19 protein-coding genes are annotated in these 20,259 nt (G+C 41.9%); 9 read left to right on the top strand and 10 right to left on the bottom strand.

Features of this window, described 5'->3' with window-relative positions; translation table 11 throughout:
* Positions 1 to 550 precede the first annotated feature (550 nt).
* The gene (locus H3S83_RS08800) at positions 551 to 1,153 is read left to right on the top strand and encodes a hypothetical protein (protein WP_198239449.1); all 603 of its coding nucleotides are present in this window, start codon (positions 551 to 553) and stop codon (positions 1,151 to 1,153) included.
* A gap of 99 nt (positions 1,154 to 1,252) precedes the next feature.
* Positions 1,253 to 1,594 (top strand): hypothetical protein, encoded by a 342-nt coding sequence (locus tag H3S83_RS08805; RefSeq protein WP_077972021.1) that lies wholly within the window; start codon positions 1,253 to 1,255, stop codon positions 1,592 to 1,594.
* A 271-nt stretch (positions 1,595 to 1,865) separates the two neighbouring features.
* Here the strand turns inward: H3S83_RS08805 and H3S83_RS08810 are convergent, their stop codons facing one another.
* The gene (locus H3S83_RS08810) at positions 1,866 to 2,498 is read right to left on the bottom strand and encodes a hypothetical protein (RefSeq protein ID WP_198239450.1); all 633 of its coding nucleotides are present in this window, start codon (positions 2,496 to 2,498) and stop codon (positions 1,866 to 1,868) included.
* Between the two features lie 434 nt (positions 2,499 to 2,932).
* The gene (pncA, locus tag H3S83_RS08815; RefSeq protein WP_198239451.1) at positions 2,933 to 3,544 is read right to left on the bottom strand and encodes a bifunctional nicotinamidase/pyrazinamidase; all 612 of its coding nucleotides are present in this window, start codon (positions 3,542 to 3,544) and stop codon (positions 2,933 to 2,935) included.
* A 90-nt stretch (positions 3,545 to 3,634) separates the two neighbouring features.
* Here pncA and H3S83_RS08820 point away from each other — a divergent pair, with 90 nt between their 5' ends.
* Together H3S83_RS08820 and H3S83_RS08825 are read left to right on the top strand one after the other, a co-directional pair.
* The gene (locus H3S83_RS08820) at positions 3,635 to 4,933 is read left to right on the top strand and encodes a UDP-glucose/GDP-mannose dehydrogenase family protein (protein ID WP_198239452.1); all 1,299 of its coding nucleotides are present in this window, start codon (positions 3,635 to 3,637) and stop codon (positions 4,931 to 4,933) included.
* 114 nt (positions 4,934 to 5,047) lie between these two features.
* Positions 5,048 to 6,520: a glycosyltransferase family 39 protein gene (locus H3S83_RS08825; protein ID WP_198239453.1), complete on the top strand. Its 1,473-nt coding sequence runs from the start codon at positions 5,048 to 5,050 to the stop codon at positions 6,518 to 6,520.
* Between the two features lie 210 nt (positions 6,521 to 6,730).
* Here H3S83_RS08825 and H3S83_RS08830 read toward each other — a convergent pair whose 3' ends face one another.
* Entirely contained in the window at positions 6,731 to 7,060 is a 330-nt protein-coding gene (locus H3S83_RS08830; protein WP_077972031.1) for a lipid-A-disaccharide synthase N-terminal domain-containing protein, read from the bottom strand.
* Positions 7,057 to 7,788, bottom strand: coding sequence for a glycosyltransferase family 2 protein (locus H3S83_RS08835; protein ID WP_077972032.1), 732 nt, complete (start codon positions 7,786 to 7,788; stop codon positions 7,057 to 7,059). Before H3S83_RS08835 ends, H3S83_RS08830 begins: the two co-directional genes overlap by 4 nt.
* A gap of 1,115 nt (positions 7,789 to 8,903) precedes the next feature.
* On the opposite strand from H3S83_RS08835, the gene H3S83_RS08840 reads away from it, so the two are divergent.
* Entirely contained in the window at positions 8,904 to 9,242 is a 339-nt protein-coding gene (locus H3S83_RS08840; RefSeq protein WP_198239454.1) for a hypothetical protein, read from the top strand.
* Between the two features lie 588 nt (positions 9,243 to 9,830).
* On the opposite strand, the gene H3S83_RS08845 is transcribed toward H3S83_RS08840, so the two are convergent.
* The gene (locus H3S83_RS08845) at positions 9,831 to 10,112 is read right to left on the bottom strand and encodes a hypothetical protein (protein ID WP_198232896.1); all 282 of its coding nucleotides are present in this window, start codon (positions 10,110 to 10,112) and stop codon (positions 9,831 to 9,833) included.
* Positions 10,113 to 10,176: 64 nt separating this feature from the next.
* On the opposite strand from H3S83_RS08845, the gene H3S83_RS08850 reads away from it, so the two are divergent.
* Positions 10,177 to 10,401: a hypothetical protein gene (locus H3S83_RS08850; protein ID WP_198239455.1), complete on the top strand. Its 225-nt coding sequence runs from the start codon at positions 10,177 to 10,179 to the stop codon at positions 10,399 to 10,401.
* 64 nt (positions 10,402 to 10,465) lie between these two features.
* On the opposite strand, the gene H3S83_RS08855 is transcribed toward H3S83_RS08850, so the two are convergent.
* A complete protein-coding gene (locus tag H3S83_RS08855) occupies positions 10,466 to 11,524 on the bottom strand; it encodes a DUF475 domain-containing protein (RefSeq protein ID WP_198224244.1) in 1,059 nt (352 codons plus the stop codon).
* Positions 11,525 to 12,342: 818 nt separating this feature from the next.
* Here H3S83_RS08855 and H3S83_RS08860 point away from each other — a divergent pair.
* On the top strand, positions 12,343 to 12,966 hold the full coding sequence (locus H3S83_RS08860) for a YceI family protein (protein WP_198237533.1): 624 nt from the start codon (positions 12,343 to 12,345) through the stop codon (positions 12,964 to 12,966).
* A 298-nt stretch (positions 12,967 to 13,264) separates the two neighbouring features.
* Positions 13,265 to 13,567 carry a DUF2218 domain-containing protein gene (locus tag H3S83_RS08865; RefSeq protein WP_198239456.1) on the top strand — a complete coding sequence of 101 codons (303 nt, stop codon included), beginning with the start codon at positions 13,265 to 13,267 and terminating at the stop codon, positions 13,565 to 13,567.
* Between the two features lie 415 nt (positions 13,568 to 13,982).
* Here the strand turns inward: H3S83_RS08865 and H3S83_RS08870 are convergent, their stop codons facing one another.
* Together H3S83_RS08870 and H3S83_RS08875 are read right to left on the bottom strand one after the other, a co-directional pair.
* Positions 13,983 to 14,945 carry a ketopantoate reductase family protein gene (locus H3S83_RS08870; protein WP_198239457.1) on the bottom strand — a complete coding sequence of 321 codons (963 nt, stop codon included), beginning with the start codon at positions 14,943 to 14,945 and terminating at the stop codon, positions 13,983 to 13,985.
* A 122-nt stretch (positions 14,946 to 15,067) separates the two neighbouring features.
* The gene (locus H3S83_RS08875; RefSeq protein ID WP_198239458.1) at positions 15,068 to 15,370 is read right to left on the bottom strand and encodes a hypothetical protein; all 303 of its coding nucleotides are present in this window, start codon (positions 15,368 to 15,370) and stop codon (positions 15,068 to 15,070) included.
* 871 nt (positions 15,371 to 16,241) lie between these two features.
* Here H3S83_RS08875 and H3S83_RS08880 point away from each other — a divergent pair.
* Positions 16,242 to 16,862: a DUF924 family protein gene (locus H3S83_RS08880; protein WP_369459403.1), complete on the top strand. Its 621-nt coding sequence runs from the start codon at positions 16,242 to 16,244 to the stop codon at positions 16,860 to 16,862.
* Between the two features lie 1,021 nt (positions 16,863 to 17,883).
* Here the strand turns inward: H3S83_RS08880 and H3S83_RS08885 are convergent.
* Together H3S83_RS08885 and sodC are read right to left on the bottom strand one after the other, a co-directional pair.
* Positions 17,884 to 18,930: a S24 family peptidase gene (locus H3S83_RS08885; RefSeq protein ID WP_246741736.1), complete on the bottom strand. Its 1,047-nt coding sequence runs from the start codon at positions 18,928 to 18,930 to the stop codon at positions 17,884 to 17,886.
* Positions 18,931 to 19,603: 673 nt separating this feature from the next.
* Positions 19,604 to 20,179 carry a superoxide dismutase [Cu-Zn] SodC gene (gene sodC / locus H3S83_RS08890; RefSeq protein ID WP_246741737.1) on the bottom strand — a complete coding sequence of 192 codons (576 nt, stop codon included), beginning with the start codon at positions 20,177 to 20,179 and terminating at the stop codon, positions 19,604 to 19,606.
* Positions 20,180 to 20,259 lie beyond the last annotated feature (80 nt).

The raw sequence follows: 20,259 nt of genomic DNA on the forward strand, positions 1-20,259 counted from the left end.
ATGAAACGCCTTCATCGACATTTCCTGCGGAAATGCGTTCAAAACAAATTCTTTTCTGATCTTTTAACCGAAAGAGTTGGTCTCGGCAATCTTTAGCCGCTGCAATGTTTAGCAGCAGCAATCTTTAGCCCCGGCAGAACGAAATTAAAAAAGCAAAACAAAATTAAAGAAGCAAACAATTTTAAAAGCCAAAACTTGTTTCCAAGTTCTGTTTAATAACTAAGGTCATCAAATTATGTGCAATCTGTTTACTTGATAAGCCCATGATGCACGGCTTCAAATTGGCAAACAGAGCTTTTGAACTGGGGTGGCGATGATCTCGCATTCCGGAATGATTAAAGCCGAGTGCGAATTTTTTCGTCACTCGGCTTCCCCTCTGGCAATAAGCAAAACACTTTTCAAGTGTTTGCTCCCCGTATTGATTTAAAAGTTGAAAAATTCTACCAACTTTTCATATTTTTGATATTAACATGAAACAATACTGCTTTATTTCACTCACTGACGCAAGTAAAAATACCAAGCAACGGGAGACCCTTCCAGTTTTAAACCAATGACTGAAAAATCCTTACAGAAAAGCCAGTCACAGCCCCGAAAAAAACCGGTCATTTTTGACCGGAACGGTAACGCAGACGTTTTTTTCGAAGCAAAAAACACCTTGCTTGTACCCGATTGTTTGTTTGAAATGTCCGCTTCACTCGCCACAGTAGATAAAACAGTTTATCGGATTAACCGTAAATTGAAGCTGCAAAATGCTCCGGATGACAGAAACATAGTTATATACGCCCCCTTCCCATTGGGCTTATGGGCAATTCACACATTCACTCGCGGACATTCGATAAGACTCGTTCTTGATAAACAGAAGAGTTATAGTTACTGGCGTTTGTTGCTATTGCGACTAATGTTAAAGAATGAAAAGCGACGCATGGGGTCAGATGTTTTCAGCCCGCTTATGATGCGACGCTTACGTGACATTTTATCGGTTGCCGATTACTACGCTCTCACAATCGGTGATTGGCTGTCTTTTCCGGATAAGTTACCGCCGCAACTTTTCGGATTGTCGAAGAATATTTTTTGGCTCACCGACAAAACGTCCCCTCGCGAAATTAGTGATTTTGTCAACTCGCCCTCCCTTTTAAACTCGGACAAGTTTTAAAATCGGGCAGCTTTTAATTGTCAACTTTGTGTTGGACGAGCGGGCTTTATTGCGGTATCGCAAATGTTAAGCTCGCTAGATATAAATGAGGAGAATTTGATGCGCTTTATTGCTGCACTCATCATAATTGTTTTTTTTCAAACAAATCTGTTCGCTCAGGAAACGAACGTAAAATGTAGCGATTTGGCGGGATTAGGTCGTACGGTCATGATGGTTCGCCAAAGCGGTGTTCCTATTGATAAAGCAACAACTCTTGTTCTTAACGGATTAAAGGAAAGATCGGCCGAAGATCAGAAGATTCTTGATCCGGTTTTCAGAAAGATCGTCGAACTTGCCTATGAGGAAAAGCAGTTTTCGACCAATCGTGAACGGATTGATGCCGCCGGAAATTTCGAGCAAACGATCTTGAAGCGTTGTGAAAGGAGACTTCCGAGAAGTTAAGAAAACTGCAAGATCATTGTCTGAATGAACGGAAATATCTAAGCTCGTCACCGTTATCTTCATTTCGCTCTTTTCCTGAGATGAAAACAAACATACTTGAAGCCAAGGACATTTCACAGGACAAGGCAAGCGATAAAACGTACCAACCGTTGTTTTCATGAACGGTCGTTCCAGTCAGTGTTCAGGCCGCATTTCTTCCGCCGATTCTGATTGAACGGACAATTTCAGCGCAGATATGACCTACAGTTTGAATTGATAACCGGAAACGGGGTTAGACTTTAAAGGAAAACCCCGTTTTCATTTCTGACTCATACTGTTTTCTAATTGATAGATAGTCATGATCTTCAAGATAGTTCGGGAAGTCTTTGCCATTCGTGTATGCCAGTCGTGATTCCTCGTTGATCCGGTCATGGACATTTTTAAGCAAATTATAGAGTTCACTATCAATATCGAAATTCTTTGCCGCAACTCCGTTGCGTCTGGCTGAAGCTTCATAATCAGACACGATATGCGCTCGTTTATCATTCCAAAGAAATGTCTGCTTTTCCTTCACCCCTGCCTTATCCAATGACTTTATACTGGCTTCTTGTGCAGCAGCATAATCACCTGATTTATTGTATTCAGCCCAAAAAGCATCAAGCGTTTGCTTCTCAAGAAAGAAGGTAGCATTGGCTTTATCTTCCTCATTATACAATCCATCTTCATTGAGAAGAATAGAGGCTAAATCCTCTCGTGAAAGACCTTCAAACGACTTCGGATCAGAGGTCAAATTAAATTTTACGGGTTTAGCTTCTTCTTTTTGCCCGGACGCATCAGCTTTCGTAAAAGTTGACGTTCGAGAATTTGCCTCGGTCATCTGTCGGGGTGAAATATTTGTATATTTTGTATATGAAGTATTTATCATGTTACAAACCTTGAAATGGCATGTACTGTCATCATGTCAGCCGACTACCCGATAGCATTTTTCATAAATGCATTTATTATTATATTATAAATTATGATTATTAGCAATTTTATGGCATTCGTCTTTTTATAATTTCAATAAATGTAAGAAATACATACATTTATCATAAATTTTCTTTGTTTTTTAAGACCTTTAGACCCGAATATTGCCAAAGAACTAGACCACATGCATCAAGTACCTTATTGCAACGAGGTGAATTTTTTAAACCTTATAGATGATTTGAAAATCATATGTGAAGCCACATTGTGTAGCTCACCAGTAAAATTGCGCCTAAACGATAACTTGTTTCAGAGCAAAAACATTTCTATTTTACCCTGACCGAAACGAACCCTAAAATGGAATAAAGGCCGGAAGAATTTATCCGGAATTTTTTCTTAAAGAGCGCCCATTAACAGTTTGACACCGGAATCATTCATGGTTTTCAGCATAAGATCAAGCGAGCCGTTGAGATCAATACCGGCACAGGCAGCAAGCGCTACTGACACTTCAAAGCCACAATTTTTGGCGTCCAGCGCTGAATAAGCCACACAAAAATCGGTTGCAAGGCCGCAGAATGTAAGTTTGTTAATGCCACGTTCCTTCAGATAGCCGCGCAACCCTGTCGGGGTTTTACGATCATTTTCAAAAAAAGCCGAATAACTGTCAATTTCCGGATTCATCCCCTTGCGAATAATCATTTCTGCCTTATCCACAGGCAAAGACCCGTGAAGCGCTGCACCATCCGACCCTTGGACGCAATGATCCGGCCAAAGTGTTTGCGGGCCATAATCGACTGTTATTGTGTCATAGGCAGAAAAACCCGAATGGTTCGACGCAAAACTTTGATGGTTTTGCGGATGCCAATCCTGAGTAAGGATAACATGGTCGAAGCGCACCATCAGCGCTTGAACAGTTGGAAGAATAAGATCACCTTCGGGAACAGCGAGTGCACCACCGGGTAAAAAATCATTCTGTACATCAACAACAATAAGTGCCTCTGTAGCCATTTTTTCTCCCCTTAATTCCCCAAGTGACAGTTGCAGTCACAGGAAAACAGTCATATCAAACAAGAACAATATTTTGCAAGGAAGACTTTGATGAAAATTACCATGATCGGTAGCGGTTATGTCGGGCTGGTTTCAGGTGTTTGTTTCGCCGAATTCGGATTTGATGTGACCTGTGTTGACGCCAATCCTGATATTATTGCCCGATTGAACAAAGGGGAAGCGACTATTTTTGAACCCGGACTGGACGAGATGATGGTCAGAAACATCAAAGAACAACGTCTGTCTTTTTCAATCGATCTTGAAAATAGCGTCAAAGAAGCTGATGTCATTTTTCTGGCCGTTGGCACGCCATCGCGTCGCGGCGATGGTGAAGCAGATTTACACTTTATAGAACAGGCTGCCGATCAGGTAGCTCATGCTATGAAGGATGGTGCAGTTATTGTCATTAAATCGACTGTTGTTGTCGGCACCAATTCGCGCATTCGTAAACGTATAGAAAAATTGCGTCCGGATATCCATTTTTCAATGGTCTCCAACCCCGAGTTTTTACGTGAAGGTTCGGCTATTGAAGACTTTATGCGCCCTGACCGGGTTGTTGTGGGCGTCGAAGATGAACGCGGACGCGAAACAATGCGCAGGCTTTATCGGCCGCTTTACTTAAGGGAAACGCCACTGGTCATTACCTCGCTCGAAAATGCCGAACTGATAAAATATGCGGCCAATGCCTTCCTTGCAATGAAGGTCACTTTTATCAATCAGGTTGCCGATTTATGCGAAAAAACCGGCGGCAATATTCAGGAAGTCGCTCAGGCAATCGGCATGGATAAACGTATCGGTTCCAAATTTTTACATGCTGGTCCCGGTTTTGGTGGCTCGTGTTTTCCAAAAGATACGCGCGCCTTTGCAGCAACCGGCCTTCATTACAATGCCCCCCAACAATTGATTGAAACAGTTATTTCAATCAACGAAGAACGTAAGATAAAAATGGGTGAACGCATTATCAAAGCCGCTAAAGAAAAAAACACCGATACAGTCGCCGTCCTTGGTGTAACATTCAAACCCAATACCGATGACATACGGGAATCCCCTGCTTTGAGCATTATCAAAGTTTTGCAGGAGGCCGGCTTGACGATACGTGCCCATGATCCGGAAGGTGAAGAACAGGCCAAAAAAGTTCTGGATAATATTGTCTGGTGTTCCTCTCCCTATGAAGCTGCAAAAGGCGCCGGCGTACTCACAATTATTACAGAATGGAATGCCTATCGCGCACTTAACCTGAAAAAACTCGCCGAACTTATGCCTCAGGGGAAAATTATAGATTTGCGCAATATCTATAAAAAGGAAGAATTTCAAGATATAGATCTGGACTATATATCCATTGGCCGTTGATCAGGTTTCTGTTGTTATCCATAACCGGCCCTATTGCGCGTTCGGTTAGGCAATTATATTTGAAGTTTTATAACAAAACTCACTGTTGAATTGTGAAATGTAAGGATGGGGCTAATGGCAAAATATAAACCGGATTACGGCAGTGCGGCCGTTTGCTTCATCATACTCTATTTTGCGTTCGAAACTTTCTTTGTAACTGTTTTTTCACAAGGCGCCGGCCTTGATGATGCCGAGCTTGCCTCCAATATCAGTTACTGGAATTGGGGCTATGGCGGCTCCCAACCACCACTCTATACATGGATTGCTTATGGGGTGGAGCAAGTCTTCGGACTTCATTTCTACTTGTTACAAGTGATCAAATTCGGTCTGCTTGCCACAACTTTTCTTGGTGTTTATCTTGGCCTCAGACTCCTTGATGTCCGCCCAGTTGTTGCCGGAGCATCCATGCTTGCAATGTTTCTGCTTCCGCAGATTGGATGGGAATCACAACGCGCTCTCACCCACTCCATCATGGGCACGGCAGGATCTGCCTATTCATTTGCCGCATTTTGTTTTTTCATACGTAAACCGTCTTTTTCCCGCGCGATCATTCTTGGACTTGCCTCTGCTACTGCAATTTTAGGGAAATACAATGGCACACTTTTTCTCGTAGCACTTTTCTGCGGCACGGTTCTAACGCGCGAATTTCGTTACGCTTTGAAAAATCGCTATTTTCCTTTAGCTATTCTGACGACTTGTGTGGCAATCGCGCCTGCCTTCATCTATATGTTTGCTCATCCCGCCAGTGTGGTTGCACGCGCCAATAAGCTTGCTATGGGAAAAACAGGAAACTTTTTTTCCGATCGTCTGAGCGGATTGGCCGACTTCTTTGTTGCCTCATTGGGATTTGTGTCCGTTGCCCTTATTCTTGCCCTCATCCTTGCCGGCTTACACAGCTTCTCCAATTCAAAAGTATCACAATTGACAACCAGAGAAGAAAACAGGGCCGAGCATCTTGTTTATCATATCCTGCTTTTCGGAATTTTGCTCGTTCTTGCACTTGTTCTCGTGCTCGGTATTACCAATGTTAAAGATCGTTGGCTGCAACCTCTGCTTTTCCTCGCGCCTGCCTATTTCACACTCGTCCTCTCGCGACTGTGTTATTCTTTAAAATATGTGCGCGCTTTCGGTCTGATAGGAGCGATCGCAGCATTGGTTGTACCTTTTATTCTCTATATCAACATAGCGACTGCCTATAATCGTTTTGACCCGCCCGAACAGCTCTTTGATTATAAAAAACTTGATCGGGCACTTCGCACGGAAGGCCCGTTCAAAATGGTCTTCGCGCGCCATCCCCAATTACCGGGAAACCTACGTTTGATTGACCCGACGCTCAAAACTCTTCACGTCGGTTCTCCATTTATTAGCGAAAAACTCGTAACGCCACTTATGGTTTTGTGGCCCGGCAATGGAAAATTGCCTGAAGATTTGCGCGATGCTCTCATTGAAGCCGGTTTACCTGTCGTCGGCAAAACCGGCGAAGTGAAAGTTGGTTTTATTGGCGGAAGCGACGTCAAACGTATCGTTTCCTACCTCTATCTCCCCTGACTTATATTTCGCTTGTCTTGTCTTACTTGACTTGCGCCCGACACCACAAACAGTGTTGTCCACTCTAGAAGGGGCTGCTGTCCGCTCTTTGTAAAAAGAATAAAGGGCAAAAAGAATAAAGGCCGCTTGCCCGCTTATCATAAGAAGTTTTTTTACGTTTCACGGAAAAGGCGCATTAAAAACTTTCAGCTTTTGGTACTGAAGTTCAAATCATTCCGTCATATGTTTGTGTTTCTTTTCCCGATAGATCAAGGAAAGATTGCGGATATAAACAATCAGGCCCAACCCCTGACCGGCAATAAATACCGGATCCTTCTGCCGAATTGCATAGATGAATAAAAGAACTCCCCCACCGAGCGAGAAAAACCAGAAAGCAACCGGCATAACGCTTTTCTTTGCTTTTTCCGAGGCAAGCCACTGCACAACGAAACGCATCATAAAAAGCGCCTGCGCGACAAAACCCAGCACAATCCAGCCATCCCACTGGGCAACAAAGACATCATGGAGCCATTGGGCAAATTGTGAGAATAAATCGCTCATTTTTCGCTCCGAGCACTAATTTCTGTTACCTTGGGAACAACTTTGCGTCTACGGCGCAGCCACCAGACACCATAAAGATCCAATATTCCCCGAAGCCCGCGATCAAGAATGCCGTAATTGGAATGCCCATGGGCACGCTGGCGATCAATCACATCAATATGCGCGGTTTTGTAACCTTCCCGCAGAACCAGCGCCGGAAGATAACGATGCCAACCATCAAAGAATGGCAATTGTCGAAATAGATCGGTGCGAATTGCTTTCAACCCGCATCCTGAATCACGCGTATTGTCTTTCAAAATTGCCTGCCGCAATTTATTGGCAAGTTTCGAGGAAAGCTGTTTCAATTTTGTATCGGTACGTTTCAAACGTTGCCCCGCTGCAAGACCATATTCCGGCCCTGCTGCAATAAGCGCGTCGGCAAGCTTCGGTAAATAGACCGGATTGTTCTGTCCATCTCCATCAATCGTCAGAACAATATCGCCGGTGGCGGCAAAAACACCCGAACGCACCGCCGCACTTTGTCCGGCAGAACGGTCATGCCGGATATGGCGCAAGGGCTTACCTTCACTCATGCGCTTATATAAAACCTGAGGTGTATCATCACTCGAACCATCGTCCACAACCAGAATCTCGTAATCGCGGCCTTGCATGGCATTATCGACTTCATCAAGCAAAAAGGCCAGATTTTCAGCTTCATTACGACAGGGAATAACGACAGATAGTTTCATTTATATAACTTTGTTCCGATACTACGCGCAACTGAATAGCATTGAAAACCGCAAGTGTCCATGAAGCGCATGGTTACATGTGGCTGAAACTGTTAAAAACCTTATCGAGCTTACCTTTCGCATTTCCATAGCAATCACTGTTTTCGAGTTTTTCCGGAGCCAAACATCTTTTTACCATTTTGGAATTGAAACAACCTGCTTTTTTGTTTTTTTGATTTTCTTTCATGGTGAAGTTCTGAAAGCCACTTGATCAATCCTATCAATCAAAAAGTTTCATTTGGAACGCCGTACAAAAGCTAAATTCGCATAATTCGGAGAAAAATTCGAATAGAGAAATTTGAATTCGGAGAAGTTAAAAGCTTGAAAAACAAAGAGGCTCATTGCCTTTCTTTCGGCTCTCTTAGCTCTTGTTCAATTCGCCATGAATTTTTGCTAACGTCGCATGTTGGGAGTAATCTATCAGGTTATTTTTCTGCTTTTCCGTGATCCCGGTTTTGTATGGAAATCTTGAGAAAACAAATTCTTCTAAAGCCATTATAGTCTCACCCGCGATAATATTGGATTTCCCGATGCATGATTTTAACAACGCAACATTGTTCTTATAACTGTCATTTTAGAGCTCTTGATTGGCGGTTTTCAAATTTGCTAAAGCCTGCTTGCCAACAGAGTTTTCGCTTGTTGAAACCTAACTCCGGTTTTGGCTATGTGATAGAATACAAAAACCTGTGCCCCCCCTTATCGCCAATTTGCATGTTTACCAATTTTATTTATCGATATTCTACGGTTATCTGGACATAATCAAAAAGTATAATATATCTTGTTCTATAAAGCTTTTTAGGGAAAATTCGAAGTGTTTCCAATACATTTTCTGGTTTTTTTCTTCCTGTTAGTATTCATCGGTTATCTTGTTTATTTAATTTATATATTTTTAACCCGTTCACCTTCGAAAAAACATAATCGGTATAAAGTTGAAATGTACAAGCTGACTGGAACATTGATACGGCAAAAATTTACTGTTTTAGGAGGAATCGGCGTTATTATGGTGCTTTTAGCGCCTGTTGCAGGTTCATTCGTTATTACTGGCAGTTCAGAGGCCCTTGCAGAGGCGCTGTTTTTTGATAGGCACATCCCCCGATTTCACGTGGATTTATATGATTTTAGGATTTCTGCTATTTACCGGCCTGATATTCATCATTATTGGTCGTGAATTTTATTGTTTTGCGTCGGCAGACACCATCACACCATCATCTCGGGATACGCATTTACCCGATAATAAGCCTTTGCCCACTGCCCCTCGTAATCCCGCTCCCGCTCAACATCCCGCGCCGCTACCAGAGGTTCCCCCTTCTTTCATACCGGAAAATCCCTCTCCGGCACCTGAAGCCGAGCCCGTTCCACAAAGAGAGTTTGTTACAAAAATGAAGGATGATATGCCGCCGACAAACAAGCTATGAAAGTGCAATAATTTTGAAATTAATTTTTATAGTTATGACAAGACGTTTTCTCTACTTTTAAATATAAAACGGGAAAAATGATAATTTTGCCGATTTATCAAACGTCGTTTGAATAAGCATATTCTTTCTATTTTTTGAGTAATCGAATGAAATAACCTTCAATTTATTCGATTGGCTTTATTCTTTGAATGATACTGAATTTTCTTTTTTCGAATTTTTATTCTCCCACTCTTCCGTTTTGTTATTTGAGCGTAGGAAACTGCTCATAAACAATATTGTTCTTTAAGGCGAAAATTCATTTCATGTAGTTATAGGACAAGCAAAAAATAAATTATCCGCTTTTGGGCAAAAACCGATCTAAAACGAACACCCTAATGTCGAGGTTAGAATACTCTCTCATTGAATTTATTTTATTTTTTAAATGTTCAATTGATCTTTCTCTTTAAACTTTTCGAAATATCATTTTTAAGGAAATTTAAAAATTGTCATTATTTCCTTCATTTCTATAAATATAAATATTATTTTAATATTGAATATAACTATTATTATTTTTTTAAATAATAATCAAATATAGAAACAATTTTGTTATTAATTATAAATATTATATTTTACTTCATTGGCAACTATATGAGAAATGGTCCCGCCTGCTTGTTCATAAAGTTCGGGCGAAAAGCCGCAATATCCCATAATCAGGCCGTTCTCGCGACTATTCCGGCAATAGTGCGAGATTGCGCGAACGGCAAAACCGGCTTTATGCAATTTGGGCTCCAATGCTACATCGTTGATATTTTTATCAAGTATGAGAGCTAAATGAAGTCCTTGTCGTGGCGGGTTGAGATGCATGAGATTTGCCGCTTCTCCGCTTTCCACCCTTTTTTTCTGAGCATTCCTGTTCTTTTTGACGATCTTGTTTGAATGGCGGAAATGCTGCCCGTTGGAACCTCACGATAACGAGGAAGATTATGCCACCCGGATTTGGGCCGGTGTTATTCCGGTCACGACAATTGTCGGCAGCTTTCGACCTGACGACCGCCTTGAAGACGGGTTAACTCCGCCGGAATCATTAAATGTCTGGATGAGTGGAAAAAGACTGGACGATGTCTTGAACGAAACGCAACAGATTTATATGAAGCGCTTGCCCCAAACGAAAGCCAAATGACCTCTCTTTGATTGTCAAAAGCAGTTTGGCAGTGGTACAAATGCGCACAAACTTTCCGGCGCGTCTAATCTTTCGGAATATTCAGATGCCAATCGGGATGATTACGATTGAACCGGATAGAAGAATAAAGAGCGGTCAGAATGAACACCATTCCGATAACGCCCGTAACGACTTCCGGTATGTGAATAATCGTCTGCAAATACATGATAAAAGCCAGTACCAGAATGGCATAAAAAGCGCCGTGTTCCAGATAGCGATATTGTGCAAGTGTCCCTTTATCGACAAGAAGAATTGTCATTGAACGAACATAGAAGGCACCAATCCCGAGACCGATTGCAATAACAAAAAGATTGGTGGAAAGCGCAAAAGCGCCGATTACACCATCAAACGAAAAGCTCGCATCCAACACTTCAAGATAGACAAAGGCACCGACACCTCCCTTGTACACATTTTCCATCGTGTGTTTTCGTGCATCCATCAAAACGCCCAAGCCTTCAACTGCGATGAATGCAAGCAAGCCATAAATTGCCGAAACCAGAAATGTATGGTCATCTTCCGGTTTTACGAGGCTGGAAAAAATGAGCACAAGAACAAGTGTAATAGCAATCTGGATACCGTGGATTGACGCATATTTTTTGGCGCGCCCTTCAAGAAATAAAATCCAGTGCGTATCCTTTTCCGGATCAAAAAAATATTTAAGCCCCACCATAAAAAGAAAAGTACCACCAAATGCGGCTATACCGACATGCGCGTCTGTCATGATTTCAGCGTAATGTTGCGGCTCCCATATGGCGAGTTTCAGTGCCTGCAAGGGGCTGATCCACGCGGCAAAAGCCACCACAGTCAATGGAAAGATCACCCGCATTCCGAAAACCGCAATAACAATGCCCCAGGTAAGAAAGCGATGTTCCCAAACCGGGCTCATATCACGCAAGATACGCGCATTGATAATGGAATTGTCGAATGAAAGCGAAATTTCCAAAACGCCAAGCACACAACAAATAAACAGATATTCGAATATGCCACTTGTCGAACCTGTTTCGACATAGCCGAGCCACATGCCGAGGCTCAGACCGACAACTGTAAAAATAAAAGCGCCGGTAAAATAGCGTAAAACGCTCATCCTATTTCCTCTTTTAAGCAGCCTTGAAAGGCTCTTGGCGTTTACCGGTTCAGGACTAATAGTCCTCAAACAAATCCTATATGGAAACATAAGAGTGAAAACGCAAGGGGCTTTTACCGACAATCGGAAAAAGGTTAACAGCTTCTCTTGAAAAGATAATTTCCTTTATCTGTTAAATTCCCTGAAGAATAAAACGATAGCCTCAATGACGCTAGCATAATTTGCTTCATCTCTGATGCGGAGCAAATAGTTTTCTAAAAAATCGCTTCCTCGAATGGTATGACCTTCTCATGCTTATAGACCCCGTCAAGCGCGGTATTTTCTTGAACACAAGATCACTGTTACAAATGATATCCGGAAGCGGATTCAAACTAAAATATAGATTGAAATTGAATTTTTCTGTTAAATGAAACCGAATTTCAAAAAATAGTGTTCCATATTTCACGTTATAATAATGTTTAAAATAAAAAAATTTCATTTTAATTTTTAAATAAATTTATTACTGTAATTTATTTTTAAAAATTATTTTCAACATTCAAAACATAAATTTATTTACATGATTATATTATTCTTAAAAATATAATTTAACAGAAATATAAATTGCTACGTTATTTTTTCTTGGATTACTACGTTATTTTTCAGATGTGTGAATATAATCCTAAGCTAAAATAAATATGCTGATATGGTATTCATGTTGTCAATGATCTGTTAACATTCTGTCTTTGTTGTCGGCACTTCCCACTTATTTCAAAAACGCTAGAATATCTGAATATTTGAATATCTGGAATAAGACATTTCACATTTACGGAGACGAGACTATGTTTATCAAGAAAACAATCATTGCTGTTATGATGACAGTTCCAAGTGTTTTTTTCGGAACTTTTGCAGCCGAGGCAGCAAAGCTCGATATTCCGACGGGTGCTTATGTATCGGATGATGCCCACACAAATCTGTTGTGGAGCATCAAACATTTCGGCCTTTCCAATTATTATGGTCGTTTTGACAAAATCGAAGCAAAACTCGATCTTGATGCCAACGATGTCGAAAAATCGGTTTTGCATGTTACGATCGATCCGAAATCGGTTGATACAAATTATCCCAAAACGCCTAACGAATTTAACGAAGAGATTGCTGGCGAGATGTTTTTTGATGCAGAAAAATTCTCCACTATTACTTTCCAATCTACAGCAATCAAATTGACAGGCGAAAAAACCGGTCAGGTTACCGGCAATCTGACGTTTCACGGTGTGACCAAGCCCGTTGTACTTGATGTCACGTTAAACGGTACCATCGCTTCCCATCCGATAACAAAAAAACCGGCCCTCGGCTTTTCGGCAAAAACAGTCATCAAGCGTAGCGAATTCGGCGTAAGCGAGCTTGAAGGACCGTTGAGCGACGACGTCAATCTGATTATTGAAGCAGAATTCAAGCCTGCCGAATAAACTGTTTATCTGTTAACGAATAACGAAAGACCGAATAGATAATATTCGTCATTCAAAACCGGCAAGAGGTGCTATGCCTTGAAGCCGGTTTTGTTTTTCGACTTTTCTTTGTGTTATTAAGATAAGAACAAATGCCTTTGTCTATTTCTTTCCCATCAACATCAGGCAAGTCAGGCCGGACAGCAGCCAAGAGGATTGATAGTGATACGGTTGTTTTTTTGAGAAAGCCTATAGCTCAATCCGGTTGGAATTCCTATCTATGCATCATTACCGACAAGCGAAATTGAAGGACCACACAATGACAATCCGCTCCCGCGCTATTATCGAAACCGAGAATGCCAGCAAATATCTCCAACAACTTGCAAAACATTGGAGTCATAAATTTCCCGATACGACATTTTCGGAAAAGGAAGCCCATATTCCTTTTTCGGATGATGTGAGTGTTGATATGTTTGCTGAAAAAGCATCGCTGGTCGTGCAGATTACGACTCCTAACGAATTTGAAGCAATCAAGATCGAGGGGATTTTTGACCAACATATTTTACGTTTTGCATTCAAAGAGCAACTATCAATCGATTGGCATCGTGAAACCTTGCCCTGATATTTGATAGACAGATTGAATTTAAAAGGGGTAGCGATTTCTTAGCCGCTCCTTTTTTGCTGCCCTGCACGGGTTTCTGTGTCCGGATTTCCACTTTTCTTTCGCCGACATAGTGACTTTCACGTTTTTTCCGACGTCATTTTTGAGTTTCGCATAGCGGCGTTTTTGCACTTTGAAAGAGCATCCTTCCGGTCGATAATCTTGCCACCGGTTAAAAACCTACCCTATCCGATATTTTCGAATTCAAGCAATTTCGAATTGAAGCAGTCTTCGTGAACCGGAATAGAGATTTGGGTGGTCGGCAAAAAGCAATCGCCTTTGGCATTGCAAAAGTCGACAACAATTTTCGGACTTTTTGTCCTGAATAGAAACGCCACCAATCTTCAGCTTGTATTTTAGGTGACTTTCATATTTGCTATTTTTTTTGGTCACGCCCCGATAAACGCCGCTCTTCATAGGCTTTGACATTGGTATAAGCCAGAGAAAGAAGAGGATGTGGAATACCGAAACGTTTTGCGCGATTTAACAAATCGCCCAAAATGTGATCACCTTCTGTCGGGTGGCCTCCTTCAATATCGCGCAACATGGATGCGGTTGCCAAAGAATGGGTATCTTTGAAAAAAATACCAATATTGTTGCTTGCCCCCTCGTGAAGAGGAAAGCCGGCAGCCTTTGCTATCTGGCTATTTTTGTTCAGAAAATCCATCATAGCTTCTTGTCCGCCCGGAGCACGATTGATTTCACCGACATTGGCTCGCATCAAACACGTCATTCCGGCAAGCGTAGCAAGACGGACCCACTTGTCCCACATGCGCTGCATGGCGTTCGGTACCGCGCGCACGTCCACCCCTTTGGCTTTGTCGAACAGGCTTGCAAAAAGCGCCGCACGCTGGTCTTCTCCACCTTGTTGAGGACCGAAAACACCAAATGCATCCTCATTCAAGTGCAACACAACTCCATCTGCTGTGAGTGTTGATTGAATGATAACCGAACCCGCCATGACATTATTATGATCGAATTCATTATTCAGACGATCAATATGGGCCATGCCATTCAAGGCTGGTATAAGAACGGTGTTTTTGCCCATTGCAGGGCGTATCGAGTTGATTGCACTCTCAAGATCATAGGCTTTTGCCGTGAGAAAGACATAGTCATAAACTTTGCCTTGTGCAATTTGAACGGAAAGTTCTCCATCCGTAACAGTATTGACTTGCTCGGTTACGTTACCGGCTGGACTTTCAATACGCAAGCCATGCTCGGCAAGTATATGTTGCCTTTTCGGGCGAACCAGAAAAGTAACGTCTTTTCCCGCCTCTACCAGACGACCACCAAAATAGCCGCCGATACCACCTGCACCCAATATCAGAACTTTCGGCATTTTGTAGATCTCCCGTTCGTTTTTCAATAATTTGGTATGTTGTAACGGCCAAATGACAAAATCGCAAACAAAAACCCGGAGGGGTTCCCTCCGGGTTTTCAAAAATCGTAACGATGATGAAATTACATATTATGATTTACTGGCGAACCATCACCAAAGTTATGCATTTCCTGATCACTCACACCATGCCGGGAAACAGGAGAGTTCAGATGACGCCCCGGATAGTAGGAGTCCTCAACCGAACCATCGCCACGATAGAAGTAGGCTTTTTCTTTACTATTACCTTTGAATTGATCACTCGGAACATTGCCAGACTGACCGATGACATAGTGGTTAACCCGGCTACCATCGCCAAAACCGTTACCAGCGAAAGCACTGCTAGCACCCAATAACAAAGCAGCAGCAACAAGCATTAATCTTTTCATAATAAACTCTCCTTCTTCTTTTTTTCGGAAAACTGCCATCTGAAAACAGGTTTTCCGATTTCGGGATTGTTTCGACCATCTTTTCGAAATCCCTTTTATGAAATGGAGTTAAGAACGCTTGGACAATGATGCCAGTCACATCTCTGTGGGGTGCTCACGAAACCGTGATAGAGAATTAAAAACCCTTATTTTTCAAACTGTTAAATATAAAAACATAGCATTATAATAATCGTCCGACATTTCTTTCGCTTATGTTTTTTCTCTCACGCTTTTTCCCTTTCAGGTTTTTTCCCCTGTTAAAAAAAATCGGGACTCATTTCAAAACATTTTCCAATCTTTCGGTTTTTTAATCTCAAGCCGGATAACCCATAGGCGCTTCGTCACCTTCAAGTTTTAAGCGCAGTTTTCGCTTGAAAAATTCTTTTTCTCACGCAAGCAACGTCTGTCAATTTGGTGAAACTCGTTCGACAAGGATTGTATCAAGATCTCTCATGTGAAGGCGTGAATGATCATAGCATTTCATTGTAAACACATGGAAAAATAAAAGAACGAAATTAAGAAAAATATCGATTTGGTCGCATTTATTATAATCGGAAAGCAAAAGGCTTATGAAACTCATGTGCTCTGGCAGGATTTAATAGCAAAAGCTGAAATCAATAATTCAACACCTCTTTATCGATATTCAACCCATTCATGAAAAAAGGAATCTGATTTGGAGTCATAGCCTCAAATTGTTGTTTTCATAAGTCTACAAGCAAACGATAAGCTGTATGAATCCGTCTATAATTATTATAAATTGTTAATTACGAGCCATAAACAACAAATACCATAATAAAACCTGTTTTATCGTCTTTTAATTTAAGAAAATTGGATGCATAATACAGAGATTGGCAATGTAGTATTTCAGAAGACCCAACGTTCGGGGGGCGCGTCAATGGGTAAACTACAAATTACACCGGGTGAGATTATTTCCTTTTGGCTTGATGCCGGAAAAGATAAATGGTTTGGTCAGGACGAACAATTTGACGCGCTCATACGCGAGAATTTTCTGACACTTTGGCGTGCTGCTCTTTCGGGACGCCTGAAACATTGGCTGGAAAGCGATGAAGGTCTTCTGGCTCTAACGATCATATTGGATCAATTTCCCCGCTACATGTTCCGTGATGACCCCAGAGCATATTGCAGCGATAATGATGCCCGTAAAATCGCACAGCTTGCTCTTGAAAAACAGACCGATCAAAGAATTGCTCCCGAATTACGCGGCTTTCTTTACATGCCTTTTGAACATTCGGAAAAAATTGCCGATCAGGAAAAAAGTATAGAACTGTTTACCGCACTAAAAAATGAAACCTTGTTGCAGAGTGCCGAAATTCATTGCGACATCATCAGGCAATTCGGTCGCTTTCCTCAACGCAACAAAATTGTTGGCCGCAAGACCAGCCCTGACGAACAGATTTTTCTTGATAAAAACAATAATAATGACCGGAATTAGCAGCTTTCGGCCAAAACGTAAAAGACTACCAATCAGAAAATGAATGAACTATTTTCATGGCAGTCAAAGACCTTTGCCCATTGTCACACGGCATCTCCCGTCGGTCTATTCGGCGCATCACACACTTGTCTGTTGCAGCTTTGCCGTAATAAATCCCTTGAGCCTTGAAAGACTTTGCCGACTTTTCCGATAAAAACATGACCAATCATTGCAATTGGCATTTCAAAATAACATTTGTCGACAGAATATTTAGATGAGAATCTGCCGATATGATGCCATCGTTTTCAACATTGGCTGCCATAAATTTCGAACATGGTTGTGATGGTTCTGTTGTCTTTAAATCTACTGTCTCTAAATTTGTCAGATTTTTCATGCATTACCCTGTTTCAAACCGGAGTTCGGCTCACTGCACAAAAATTCCAAAACTTGATTATGTATGGTGAAGACTAATACGTAAAAATATTTACCGGCCGATTGATCGAATTCACCGGAACGATAACCGGCAAAATCCACGTCCTTTACGAAAAGTGTTCGGATATAAACCCCCTTCAATCAGAGCAGATACAAAATCCCGCCCATATCGGAAAGACAAGATCCGGCTGTTTTTCACTACCAAATGTGGTCAGCTTTTACGGGGAATATTTTCAATAGATCAGCGTTCTTTTCCGAAATTCCGGCAATCAACGCTTGAGCATAAATTTACGTGTTTAAACAAAGAGAAGCGCTTTATTGTTGAATCATTTTGTCAACTCATTGTTTATTTTATATTAACTTTAAAATACCTTTTAATTTCAATTAGTTAAAAATGATTTTTGTTTCAATACCATATCATGTGTAGAGTAATGAAAAACCTTTCACTTTAGCTATCGCTTGTTAGTGCCTTGATATCTTACGGGGAAAAAGGAATAAAAACATTGAGCAATGGCTCTTTGAAAGATTGTGGATGATAGAAAGGCTGAAGGTCTCGACTGACCTTCAGCCTTGTTTTCCGACCGTATTTCGAACCGGAAATATCAAGTTGTTAAAGTGCTTCTCCGGAAGATGATCCGGAAAAAGTAATTTTGTGAACCGACAGCACCTTATCATGAGGGAAAACCAGTTTTTGTGGCGGATTGAACTGTTCGAGAACCAACTCTTTATCGTTGTGATGGGAAAACATTTTGACAAATGCTTTCGGCGCCTTTGAATTGTCGTCTTCAAGCACTTGTGCAACAACAAAGTCACCCTTTTTGACACGCCGCAACGGATCACAAAAGACAATTTCTCCATCTTGATAACGTGGCCACATGGTTTCGCCTGATACTTCCAGCGCATAAGCATTGATCGATTGATTGAGTTGTGGCGGACAACCGACTTCAAACAATATGTTTCCATCAAGGTCGAATTCACCATGCTCACCGGCAACCTCTTGCCCATAAACCGGTAGCAGCCGATTTTGTTCGAAATCTACGAGACTATCTTCCACACTGGCGAAACGATTTTCCTCATATGCTTCAAATGGTTCATCTATAAGAACCGGTTGATATTGTGTTTTCATGGCATTTTCTCTTGAATGTTTTATAGAGTGTTCCTCATTTTTATCTATCGCTTCAACTTTTTCGCAACGGACCCTGTTATCAGCTTTTTTTGCAGCCTGCTCTGGCGATTGTTTCACTGGCTCGGCTTTGCTCTTTTCTGTTTTTCCGTGTTCCGCCATCTGCATGATATTGGCCGCCAATTGGCCTGTGACCATTTCCGGCGGTATCCGTACCGTGACGCTTTCATTATGGGCTTCCCTGCGATTTACAAGAAGTCTTGTACGCGCATCAGGCAATGCCAATGCCCAAACCTCGTCCGAGCGAATTGACGGCTTGCCCAAACCGATCAATATACGGGCCAATTTTTCTGTGAGGGCGATCGGGAAATAATCTCGTGAAAATTTTTCTTCATCTTCATAAAGTTCAATCGTAGCTTTGCCATCAACGCCCAGACTTTTTGCCATTTCTTCCATGGACAAGCCGGCACGTTCACGCAATTCACGCATTTGCGTGGACGCAGAAAATAAGTCACGTCCCATGTAAACGCCCATCGTTTTCCTTTCTTTTTTCGAAAATAACTGTTCTCGTTGAGGCTTTGTTGTCTGCCAAAGCTTTAAGTGCCCAGTCCCGCATTATTCGAGCCCTTCCGGTTTTCTTTTCGATTGCTGTATTAAACGGGATGAGCGCAACTATGTTCCAAAAGAGTTTATTATAAAGCTCCTCTCTCTAAGCCTTATTCGAAAGCAAATCATTTGAAAGCTTCACGGAAATTGAGCTAGAAAGCCGATACAATTTGTACGATAGGCTGGTGCGTTCATGCCCTATGAGAATAGGAGACACCGGTTCGTCAACAGTCATTTACCGAATGGGCATAAAAGCCTTTTGAAGAAAACCCGCATGGATTTGCGGAAGAAATGTAAAAAACACGTATTTTTAATGTCTATGCCTGTTTTCAGGATTACCACTACATAATTTCTTTCACATAGATAGAAACAACCGGCTAAAAGAGCTCATCCTGCCGATGCAAAGAGTAAAAGTGAAAAGAGTAAGAGCGCAAAAAACCACTGATTGAAAAAACTCATTATTAATAGAGCCGGATCGGTCATGTTAAGCCGGTTCGCTCAGGCAATATCCGATAGAGCCGAATTCATTATTCAGTTGTTCCGTTAAACGACCAATAAAAAAGGCTCCCTCATTTCGGAGCCTTTCTTTTAAAGAGCTAATTTAACGGATAACGCCACAACCGAAGCGTGCTCCACCGCCGCCAAACGGTTCCGGATGATCGGAGTAATTGTCATGTCCGGCATGAACCATAATCGAATGCCCACGCACGTCGGAAAGCTTTTTCAATTTCGGTGCCAGAACCGGAAGTGTGGCATTGCCATTTTCGTCTACATAAAGAGGCGGCAAGTCACCGAGATGCCCTTTGTCATCCCATGGTGTGGAATGTTGGTTTGTCTCCTTGGGGTCAAGATGTCCACCGGCACGACCGGCAATCTCGAATTTGCCATTTCTACTGATCAAGCCACAGTCAGGATTTGTGTGGATATGAAATCCGTAAAGACCCGGCTTCAATTCTTTTAAATCCGGCGTAAAGACGAGACCGTACGGACTTTCGGTAATAGTAACATTCCCCATTTGATGTCCCAGCCCATTCTCTGTTGCCCGATATATCTCGACCGACAAAGATTGAGGAGATTGCGAAGAGGTCTTTTCACCACTTGCAGCAAACGCAGCAGGTGATAGCGCGAAGGCCGTCAGTGGCAGAGAAAGAGCCAAGACAGACATACATCTTTTCATTGAAAAACTTCCTTAGACAACTAGATACCCGAAGGTAATGAAAATTTTGCAAAATACCTTCAACGCGGCAAAGGGTGCGC

The organism is Bartonella sp. W8122, assembly GCF_016102485.1.
Taxonomy (GTDB): domain Bacteria; phylum Pseudomonadota; class Alphaproteobacteria; order Rhizobiales; family Rhizobiaceae; genus Bartonella; species Bartonella apihabitans.